This window comes from Bacteroides sp. (assembly GCF_052357945.1).
Classification (GTDB): domain Bacteria; phylum Bacteroidota; class Bacteroidia; order Bacteroidales; family Bacteroidaceae; genus Bacteroides.
This window is the reverse complement of sequence record NZ_DAWCXD010000050.1, coordinates 23697-34692: the sequence shown is the minus strand read 5'-3', so window position 1 is coordinate 34692 and position 10996 is coordinate 23697. Positions and strand designations below refer to the sequence as shown.

The following is a 10996-nucleotide window of genomic DNA, read 5'->3' as shown; positions in this document are numbered from 1 at the left end:
AGAGAAGCATCTGATTTTAAATCAGCAAAGGCCTTCTTGTCAAAATAGGCGGCTACCTTGTCAAATGACCGGATTGCACCTTCGGGAAGCAAAGCTCCTTTTTCTCCAAAACTATACATAGCAGATTCCGGTTCAATGGTAACTTTGCTTTCGTCCAGCATCTTTTTGTCCAACTTGAACACGTCTGCGAAGAAATCATAAACAGCATTCCGTTTGTTCGGACCAAAGTCATGTTTCTCCTTGGGGAGATGTACATTCGTTACTTTGTCTTTCGCGTTATAGAATCCATAAATTCGTTGCAAATAAGGAAATTCAAGAGTAGGAACACTAGCCGTCCAGTCGCCACCATCAGATACCACGAGTTGTGGACGAGGGGCAAAAGTAGCAGCTAGCTCCGCATTACAGGTTCCTCCTGCAGAAAGTTGAATGGGCATTCCGCTTTCACACGGACAGCCACCGTCAAAGTGAGAAGCAAGGCTCACCACGGGAGCAGAAGCAGTAAAACGATCATCTAATACACTCAACAAAACAGTATGAGTGCCCCCTCCTGAACCACCATTTGTACCGATACGACTGGTATCAATATCCTTACGGGAAGCAAGCATAGACTCAAGAATCAACAAGCCATTCATTGCCTGAATAGTGTGCGCCGCACTACTACGATGTGCCGCACTGCCAACTTGTAAAGCCGACTCTCCCCATCCGAACAAATCATAATCCACACAAATAGCTCCCATACGTGCTAAAGTGCCCATACGTTGTTGCTGGTCCTCACGATAACGTCCGCCACCAAAATGTCCGTTAGGACAAATAATCAACGCATGTTTTCCTTTTGATTGAGGTGTGTAGATAGAACCGCAAACATATAAGCCGGGAAGTGTTTCAAGTGCAAAATTCTGCACTGTATAGCCATCAAACTTACGTATCTTCGAAAGAATAGGTTTGGATTTAACACATTGAGCTAGTAAAGTGTCGATACCCAAACGTTGACGCACTTCTTTTTTCAAAGAATCAACGCGAAGTTCAAAAGCCTGTCGATCTGCATAAAGAGTATTCAAATAAGCCAGCATCTTTTCTCCGTCTGCATCCGTACGACGTGGATATTCATACGCTTTTAGCTTATACATATTTCCTTTCTGTTTGACAAATTTATAATCGAAAGGTGCCAATACATTCGTCAGGGATTCTTCTACAGAATAAGGACGAATACGAAAGTCGGCATAAGGCAACACTTTTCCCACTGTATCAATATCATATTTCAGGCGGACTCCGAAACGGTTTTGAATATCCGTCAGTACTTCATTCAAGGGACGGGCAAATTCCGTCTCGTATGTTTGTGTCTGCGCTTCAGCCGAAAGAGATGCGGCAAGAAGCATGGTAAAAAGGATTCGTTTCATTTTTAATTATTTGATTCTAAGTAAGTCATCATAAAGACATCAGATGCAGAGCAGGATTACATTTTAATCTCTTCACCATTGACGATCACATCATCCATCGTGATACGCTCACAATTTTCAAAGATACATTTCTGTTTTCCTCCCTGAATATGAATATCACGCAAAACAATGTCAGATATCGGCGCTTCTTCCAAACCCACTATTTTGATTGGAGTCTTTACATCTGTCACAGTCATTCCACTGATATGTACGTTACGGAAGATCGGAGTGCGTTCACTCTTTGGTTCCGCAGGCATTTTACTATATTTCAAATTCAGCACGACTGCTTCCTGTTTAATATTACTCATAACAACGTTGCTAACGCGAATGTCTTCAACGACTCCTCCCCTTCCACGGGTTGACTTGATGCGGATTCCACGATCCGTTCCGTCAAATACGCAATTGGAAATAGTCACTTTACGCACACTTCCACTCATCTCACTGCCGATAACAACGCCTCCATGGCCGGAAAGCATGGTACAGTTGGTTATGGTGATATTTTCGCAAGGTACTCCCAAACGACGGGCCTGCGCATCTCTTCCGGACTTGATTGTTATGCAATCGTCCCCCACTGATATATGGCAGTCACTGATATGCACATTGCGGCAGGATTCCGGATTAACCCCGTCTGTATTTGGTGAAGGGGCATTATCAATAGTTATCCCCTTTATTATTACATTATCGCAAAATTCAGGATTCACCGTCCAGAAAGGAGAATTGATAATTTTCACTCCTTCAATCTTTACTTTCTTACAACGAACGGGCTGGATAAACAGAGGACGGAAAAAGCGACGCTGCAACGTAGTTACATAATCCTTATTCGTTTCAGCATAAATCGCTGTCGTATCGTTTGCTGCATCCCACATCGGCTGATATTTATTTATATCACGCATGCCGTTATCTTTCAAATCAATCATGACACGAAAGAACTCCATCCACCATCTCTTTCCCTGTCCGTCCAAAGTTCCTTCTCCTTTGATGGTAATATTCTCGGCATCTACCGCATAGATCAAAGGCTGGAAACTTTTCATCATCACTCCTTCGTGACGAACCTCGACAAAAGGAAGATAGTCATCGAAGTTGTCAGAAAAGAGCAAAGTAGCTCCGGCTTCCAACTCCAGTGTAATGTTGCTTTTCAGATGAATACTTCCTGTCAGGTAAGTCCCGGCAGGAAAGAAAAGAGTACCTCCGCCGCCACGGTTCAAACGATCAATCGTTGAATTGATTAGCTTTGTATTAAGAGCCTTACCATTTGCTTTTGCACCGGTCTTCAACATATCCACACGCTCGGCACGGAGAATTGTGGTTGCACAGAAGCAAAGAAAGACGAGAAAAGTTGTCCGTAAATTCATAATCGATATTATTAAATTATATTTCATCATTGTCTTCTAAAAAATCATGCTAATAGAATCTTTTTTTCTTCCCAATGTTTGAATACAATCATTAAAATGTTTTTTTCAAACATGCTATATGATTAAAATAAAGATGCTGCGTGGCTTTTTCTATGAATACATTGTTTTTTTAATTCTACAAATATATGCAAAAGGTTCTTTCATCTTGCACAAACCAATTGATATGTTCCACTCTGTATCTCTTTGGGTTCTTTTTCTCCCGGAAGATAAACGACAGCCGTAGTATTCACCGGAACAGATATGTTTAAAGTGAAAATTCCGTTCTGGCTAGTCCAATCTACAACAATAGTACCGTATAAAGTTTCATACGATGCTTTGACATATTTCAAATCTCCTACAGGCTGGGGAGCGATGATAAACTTTTGATAGGTAGTAGATGGGCGGATACCGACCAGCGAATTAAAGAACCATTCATCAATCTGTCCCATCATAAAGTGATTCCAGGAAGAACCTTGGCGGGGATCCCATTGCTCGGTTAAGGTGGTAGCACCGAATTTCAACTGGAAGCCATATCCTGGAGCTTCTTCGTGATTGAACATCTTATAAATAAGTTCGTGCTGACCATTACGCGCCAACGTCTGAATCAGATAGCGGTTACCCACATCACCGGTCGTTAAGCGATTGCCATGTGCTTCCACATCTTTAATCAGATTCATAAGTACTTTCTCATCCAACTTTGCATCCGGTTGATAACTGCCTTGTTCATCTGAATCCTGCGTCATCTGGAGGAATAACGGAAGTGCATTACTACATTGGCTCCCTGTACCATACTGTGCTGTCTCTTTATTGAGAAAACATTTATTAAATGAGGCAAGTATTTCATGTGCCAAAGAAGTATAATAATGAATGTCAAAGTCATTGCCAACCATTTTCGCAGCTTTTATTAAAAACATTACTGTCATATAATAATGCGCGGTAGCCACCAGGGGAACCGGTGTATTCCTAGAGAATCCGGCACGAAAATCTCCGTAATCATACCAATCTCCCAAGCCGAAAGAAAGAATACCCATCTCTGCACGAGTCTTCAGATAATCCACATAACGGCGCATATTCGGATAATATTTCTTAATCAACGAGTCATCTCCATACGTCTCATAGTACATAAATGGGAAAATAACCAGAGAACCACCCCATTCCGGAGATTCGGCAAATGCATCCATGCCCGGACCTTCAAAAACCACGTATTCCGGAGCAGTTGTCGGCATGGCACCGTTGGCATGTTGCGCATCTGCCATATTCTGCATAATCTGCGGAGCATAAGCTGTCAAATCATAGTTGTATAATAGCCCAGGACCATTCAGATGCACCTGTTCCAGCCAGCCTAGTTTTTCACGATGCGGACAATCTGTAAACACAGACTGCATATTGCTACGCACTGCTTTTTCGATCAATCGATGGGCAGCATTAAATATTCGGTTGGATGATTCGAAAGTGGAAACTTTCTTAGCTGAATTAAAGACGAAACTGGATTGAATATTCTTCAACACAGGCAATCTCTGCGGATTCTTTTGACCTTTTAAGACAGCCCCCTCGACTTGAATATATCTAAAACCGTAATAAGAGAAACGAGGATGCCAGGTTTCGTCACCTTCACCTTTCAGTGTATATTCATAATAGTGTTGACGTCCCGTTTGTCGCTGATTACAGGCACCTTCATCTGTCAATGCTTCGGCTACGAGCAGAGTTACTTTCTGTCCACGTTTACCACGTACTGTTATTTCCGGAAAGCCAGCCAGATTTTGCCCCATATCCAACACGAAAGCAGAAGGATCGACAGTTCTTTTAGTCGATTTAGAAGCTGAAGCAATCTGTTCTGCATTTAGTTTGGTTACCTTTTGAATATCATATCGTTCCATGATTTTCACCGGAGGCGCCATCTGTGGACGTAGTATTCCTTTAGGAGCTTCCTGTATAACTACCGGACGCCAATGACTATCATCAAAGCCAACCTGATTCCATCCTTTTTGCTCACGACGAGCATCGTAATCCTCACCTCCATATATGCAATTGAAAGTTACCGGACTAAAATCATATTTCCAGTCATTGTCAGAACGAAGTGTTGTAGATGTTCCATCTTCGTAATTAATAACCAGTTCAAATAAAAGTGTAGGAGGACCAAAACTTATCTGTAATTTGCGATAACGTCCTCCTTGCACATTATAGAATCCATTCCCCAATAAGATTCCCACGGCATTCTCACCATGCCGCAATTGTTCCGTTACATCATACGTGTTATAGTAAACAGTTTTATCATAATCACTCCACAGCGGAGCAAATTCACTGTTGCCTACTTTCTTGCCATTCAAAGAGAATTCATAGAATCCCAAACCACAAACGTATGCAGTTGCTTCTACTATTTTCTTGCCCGATTGGCGGTTTGTATTCCCTTCTGTCCTATCTCCCACCTGGAATGTTCTTCGCAAACAAATACTTTTCTTTGCTAAAGTGTCCACTGCTTCCCAAGCTGCCTTTACCTCCGGTTTCTTCAACTCTCCACCATGAAACTTGCGTCCTTCCGGTAAATGAGCATTCTGACGAGTGATAGCTCCAATCCATTTTCCTTCGGAAAGTCTTGAAGAAGCAGAGCGAAACTTTGCTTCACGACTCCATTCAGAGGGTGCATCTGTCTCATCCCAAACACGAACCCGCCAACTATAATTAAATTGATTATCAGGCCGTATATCTGCCCCCTCTATAGAAACCAGCTGGCTCTGTGTAGAATAGACTTTTCCACTATTCCAAACGGAACGTCCTGTAAAAGCTTCCCGGATGTCAATCTCATAAGCTGATTGTCGCGTTCCATTTTCCGGCGATTCCATCACCCATCCCAAGCGAGGTGAACCTTCGACCACTACCAGACCTTCCTGCATTTCACAGGTAAGGCGGCTGATTGTTATAGTCTTTGCCTGCATAAAACATGGCAGGCAAAGAAAAAGAAGGAGATATTTCTTTATATTCATTGTTCAGACTATCCTATCTATATTATCAGATAAATGATTATTTGAGTACATCCTTGCAAACGATTCTTGTCAATGTATCTGCATAACCGACTTCTTTACCATCCACAAAAATGCGTAAGCCTTTTCCACAATGATAACGATCGCCGTTCTTATCCCAAAGAATCGTCAGATTATGACCGTGATATAGCACATTATCCAAGCAGAACCAATCCCAGTTGTCGACAGGGATCAATGGATTTACTTCAATTGTATTATCCAGACGCGGACGAAGTCCAATCAGTCCTGTAATCATCAAATCGTTGAAAGTAGAATGATTATAGTAGCGGCTGCGCTCCTGATCCCCTTTCAACCAATAACCGGTCACTTCATCCAGATATTCGCCAATGTAAGGACGACCACGATGGTACTGTGACTCCACATACAATTCCATCTGACGGAAATATACACTGTCAGACAATACGGTCTGCGGATAATTATTCATAAAGTTAGCCATTGCTGTCAATGTCTGTGCAGAAGCAAACGGCCAGATAGCTCCATCCCACTCACACTTACCCACTCCACGTGTACGGAATTCCGGATGACGACGTTCTGCAGTAGTTAATCCATAAGGAGCAGAGAAACCTTTTTCATCCAGAATCTCTTTCCAGGCAACTTCATATTTCTTTGTCGTATCCGGCAGGTTGAAATACCAGGGAATATATCCGATTGCTTCACGGACATTTGCTGAAGAATCCGTACGCATCGTCTCAAAAAACTGGTGACGGGTATTCCACAACTCATTCTCTACCAGATTTCTCAATGTGTCTGCTCTCATACCATATTTCATAGCCATTCCTTCATCACCGGAAAGAATTCCCATACATGAAAGTGCTTTGGCATTGCCATACATATAACTATTGATTGTCGGGCGGGCATATTTTTTCTTCCGTCCACCACTGATAGATTCTTCCATTCCATCCTGTACATCCCCCTGCCAGTACAATCCATTCTTCAAACGGTTCGTACGTTCCCAACGTTGATATTCAGTTTCCAGATCTTTTTTCATATCCAGCATAAAATCTTTATCCCCATCTACCATATAACGGGCCAATACAGCATCCGCATTCCATGAGCTGAACTTATCCATTTTCTTCATCGGACCGCCGTCATTGCCACGATACCATGTATGAATAATCTGATCCAGATATTTAGGGTCACGTAACCAACGGCTCTCATAAATATGATGTCCGATCGCACAAGCGATCAGGTTATATTTATCAGAATAGGAACGCTGAACGAGGAACTCCGTCATACCATATCCTACAGGAGTTTCTTTGATATGCTTACGCAATGACCACCAACGATAATAATACATCTCTTCAAAGTTATGTTGCGGACACTCGAACAAAGGAATATTTTCCTCCATCCATTCCGAGGCTTTTGCATTAGGAATTGCCTGAACGATGTTCTCATCTTCCATGTGGTTGAAATAGTCTGCATAATGACTGAAATCAGCATACTTTAAAAAAGCAGAAGATGCATCTTTATCCGTAGAAGATGTTTTCACATTGGCAATACCATATCCTGCCAATGAATCTTGTGCACCTGCATTTGGCAGATCATAAGTCTGATCGGCAGAAGTATCTACAGTCGGGAATGTACGAGGTACACCGGTACGGAATACGATCCGTTCAACAGCAGCCACAGGTGCGTAGAACATACGCAGTCCGACTCTTTTACCATCTACATATACTTGAATATTACGATCGGCAGTTGAAAGAACTGCTTCCACGTGATAAACCTTTCCTGCTTCATATTTCATCATATTTGCAAACCGAGAGCCACCTTTCATTCGGAAAATTCCATCATCAGTAAGTTCCATACGGGAACATGCTATTCCATTCTCATCCAGGAATTCAATCTGAAGGGTACCTTTATCATTTTGCCCGGCTTTCAAATCGAATGATACTTTCAACTCTTTAGAAGCCGGTATTTTTCGTTCCACTTTTGCATAATCAAACGGGTCTTTATCTTGCAGTTTCAGCCATTGACCTTCCAGAGAAACCGGAGCCCAAACCGGAGAATAAATATTCCAGTCAGTCAGTTCTGCAATTGATTTATTGTTTGAGAAATCATCGTCCGCATGTGCTGAAGCATTTATCTCTACCGGAACAGGAATGCGGGAAATCCACATATCTTCCTTATTCACGCTGTAAGAAACCCATAAATCACCATCTGCAGGTATTCCATTACCTTCCTGAATACCACGTGGATATTGGGGACCGTATGATTTATAATTTCCTCCATAGCGCATTGGAGTGATTTCACCATGCACTAAATTTAATGTCGTATATTCCAATCCATCTTTACTCAAAGAGATAGCTAGCGGCCAACGAAATTCCGATGGATTATATACTGTAGCATACGTTCCGTCACTTAGACGTTGTCCCCAGATTTTTGCATTGCTATTTACGAAGCCTTTTGCACGAAGCACCGGTTCTGCCCAGGTATGTCCGCCATCCTCACTGATAGAAGTAAGTGCATGTTTCCAAAGACTGGCAATACGTCCATCCGGCAATGTATAACAATTGAATGCTTTATATCCTTTCTTCAGCGGGATGATAGGATCTTCACGGTCGGCTTCTTCCACCCACTGCATCATATACAGCGGATTGTCGAGTATTTCCTGGCAAGCTTTCACAAACTCACGATCCTTGCTTTTTTTAAAATACGGATAATCGGTATTCTTTTCATTAAATCCATGATTATAATAAATAAAATAGATCGGTCCGTAAGAGCCGTCTTTCTTTATTTCACGAACCACCCGGCCAATACCGTTTCCATCATTGGGATCATCCTTTTTGTCCAAAGCAACTCCGTAATTTCCCATTGTAATCAGCTTGCCGGATTTAGAGACATAGAATCCGACACGCTGGTGCATTATGGCAATCAGATCTTTGGCCTGTACACCTGGACGAGATTCTTTGGTGTATCCATCGGGAACTTTATAAGGAGGAAACACGATTTCCGGATTTGTCCAGCAATATCCATCCTTCGAAGTCATCAGAAAAGTCTGTGAAGGTGGTACGTGTTCATCAGAAGGGTCTGCGAGGTACTGATAGAAAAACTGTCCATTCCAATAAGCCAGCATCGGCTGATGATTATAAGTCCATCCATTGCCGTTCGAAGCATCGGGATATTCACGATTGGCACGTACCAACTGAATATTATGTACTCCGACTACCGGAGACAGTTGTCCGTCGTGACAAGCAGGGTTTGATAATTCTGTTCCTGTATAATGGATTCTATCTTGTGCAAAGGCTGTAGTAGTCAGCCAACCGGCAACCAGTACAAAAAGAATTTTAATAGAGTTATTCATGATTTATTTCTGATTTAAAATTATTTCCGGATTTATCTCTTTTCTTCCAACAATGCCTTTACGACTGACTCCGGAGCCTTAAATATAGTCCCATGCTTATGCCCCACAGGTATACTGACCTCTTCTGTTACGTCTGTAAAGTTCCGGAAATCCTTCGTACGCATAGCACCATATATTTTTTTCTTATATACATCAAAGTAGATTAGATAATCATCTCCCACTTTCTCTACAGACGGTCCTTCTACAAAGGATTCAGTGAAAGGTTGGGATGCAGGCGAATAAGGTCCGGTCATAGAATCGGAAAAAGCGATTTTCAGATTACGTTCCGGGCGGGTATTATCCTTGAGTACCATTACATAGTCATTCTTTGCCCGTTTCACAATAACAGCATCAATGGTGCTGAATCCCGGGTCGTATAAAAGTTTAGCTTTCGAAACGGTTTTAAAATCTTTTGTAGTGATATAGTATAAACGATGATTATTGTTCTCTTCTTCTATCCCCTTTTCAAAACGTCCGGGGACACAGGAAGCCCATACTACCATAAACAGATCATTCTCATCATCATAGAAAATCTCCGGAGCCCATACGTTAATGGTAGTCGGTTCGTCTGCCATTACAGGAATCATCTGTTGTTCCGACCAATGGATCAAATCTTTGGAATATGCATAGCCAAATCCTAAATCACCTTTCCAACTTGTAGTCCAGACCAAATGATAGGTTCCATCCGGGGTACGTACCATCGAGGGGTCACGCATGAGCTGGTGCTGTCCCAATTCCGGCTTTAACCAAATGCCCGGAATACTGTCCCAATGTATTCCATCCTCACTATATAAGTATCTCAAGCCCTCATCAGCCGGTTCATGAAATGAAGTGAACATATAGTAGTCTTTGCTCCCTCCACAAGAAGCCAGAAACAGAAGGCTTATTGCGGCTAATGTATTTCTTAACTTTTTCATTTGTATATTCTATATTTGTATCTTTTATACAGAGGAGACGATAGAAAACGTCATTTGTACTCAAATAGATTAGAAGAATCGCGAGATTCAAAACATATAGACGATAAAAGGGCGACTCTCCGAGCCACCCTTTCCACCATCAAACAAACTAACCATTTACAATGGGAAAGAATTTCACTTCTTTTTATAGTATCTTATTTTTTAATTATAGAGAACCTCCACGGGCTTTTACACGCTTATACCATTCCTCACGTTCTTTCTTCAGATCATATCCGCGTTTAGCCAGATAGTTATTGATACGTCCTTTGTATTTTCCGAAAGCAGCGTGTTTCTTATTCGAATTTTCTGCATCCAACGCAAATTCACGGGCCTCTATCAACCATGCATAGATTTGAGCCTTTTCTTCTTCTTTCAAAGTCGGAATCATGTCCAGATGTGAGTCATAAGTTACTTTCACCACTCCATAAGTCATGCCATCCTTTACAGCTTCTATTTGCTTTTCATCAAGAAAGAGAGATAAATTGGCAGGAAAAGCGAAATGTGAACGATATAGCGCTGCATCTTTTTCATTCTCCGCGGCTTTCAAGGCTTCATTTTTAGCCTCACCAGTCAATCCGGATTCTTTTATCTTTTTGATTTTAGCATCCCGCACTTCATAAATATCATTTAATTCGAAATAACGATTAGCTATGACATTGCGAACATCTTCGGCTATTTTCGCATCTGTAAGTCCGAGTTTATCGACAATCTTTTGTGATCGGCTGACAATAGACTTTACATATTCAGGATCACGATTCTCTTTATTTAAGTCGACCGCCTGTGCAGACATCCAACTGGAAATAAAAAGCAATGATAGTATCAGTATCTTTTTCAT

6 protein-coding genes are annotated in these 10996 nt (G+C 41.7%); all 6 read right to left on the bottom strand.

Going from position 1 to position 10996, the window contains the following annotated elements; translation table 11 throughout:
* The coding region (locus ACT8YW_RS11265; protein WP_444104952.1) for a 6-O-methylesterase at positions 1-1397 on the bottom strand (1397 nt) is incomplete at its 3' end.
* A 56-nt stretch (positions 1398-1453) separates the two neighbouring features.
* Entirely contained in the window at positions 1454-2788 is a 1335-nt protein-coding gene (locus ACT8YW_RS11260; protein WP_444104950.1) for a glycoside hydrolase family 28 protein, read from the bottom strand.
* Positions 2789-2988: 200 nt separating this feature from the next.
* Entirely contained in the window at positions 2989-5808 is a 2820-nt protein-coding gene (locus tag ACT8YW_RS11255) for a glycoside hydrolase family 78 protein (RefSeq protein ID WP_444104948.1), read from the bottom strand.
* A gap of 37 nt (positions 5809-5845) precedes the next feature.
* Positions 5846-9166: an MGH1-like glycoside hydrolase domain-containing protein gene (locus tag ACT8YW_RS11250; protein WP_444104946.1), complete on the bottom strand. Its 3321-nt coding sequence runs from the start codon at positions 9164-9166 to the stop codon at positions 5846-5848.
* 32 nt (positions 9167-9198) lie between these two features.
* A complete protein-coding gene (locus tag ACT8YW_RS11245) occupies positions 9199-10122 on the bottom strand; it encodes a glycoside hydrolase family 43 protein (RefSeq protein ID WP_444104943.1) in 924 nt (307 codons plus the stop codon).
* A 205-nt stretch (positions 10123-10327) separates the two neighbouring features.
* On the bottom strand, positions 10328-10996 hold a 669-nt coding region (locus tag ACT8YW_RS11240; protein WP_444104942.1), incomplete at its 5' end, for a DUF3826 domain-containing protein.

Coding starts and splice junctions, on each gene's coding strand:
- ACT8YW_RS11260 (WP_444104950.1), bottom strand. CDS start 2,788: ATGAATTTACGGACAACTTTTCTCGTCTTTCTTTGCTTCTGTGCAACC.
- ACT8YW_RS11255 (WP_444104948.1), bottom strand. CDS start 5,808: ATGAATATAAAGAAATATCTCCTTCTTTTTCTTTGCCTGCCATGTTTT.
- ACT8YW_RS11250 (WP_444104946.1), bottom strand. CDS start 9,166: ATGAATAACTCTATTAAAATTCTTTTTGTACTGGTTGCCGGTTGGCTG.
- ACT8YW_RS11245 (WP_444104943.1), bottom strand. CDS start 10,122: ATGAAAAAGTTAAGAAATACATTAGCCGCAATAAGCCTTCTGTTTCTG.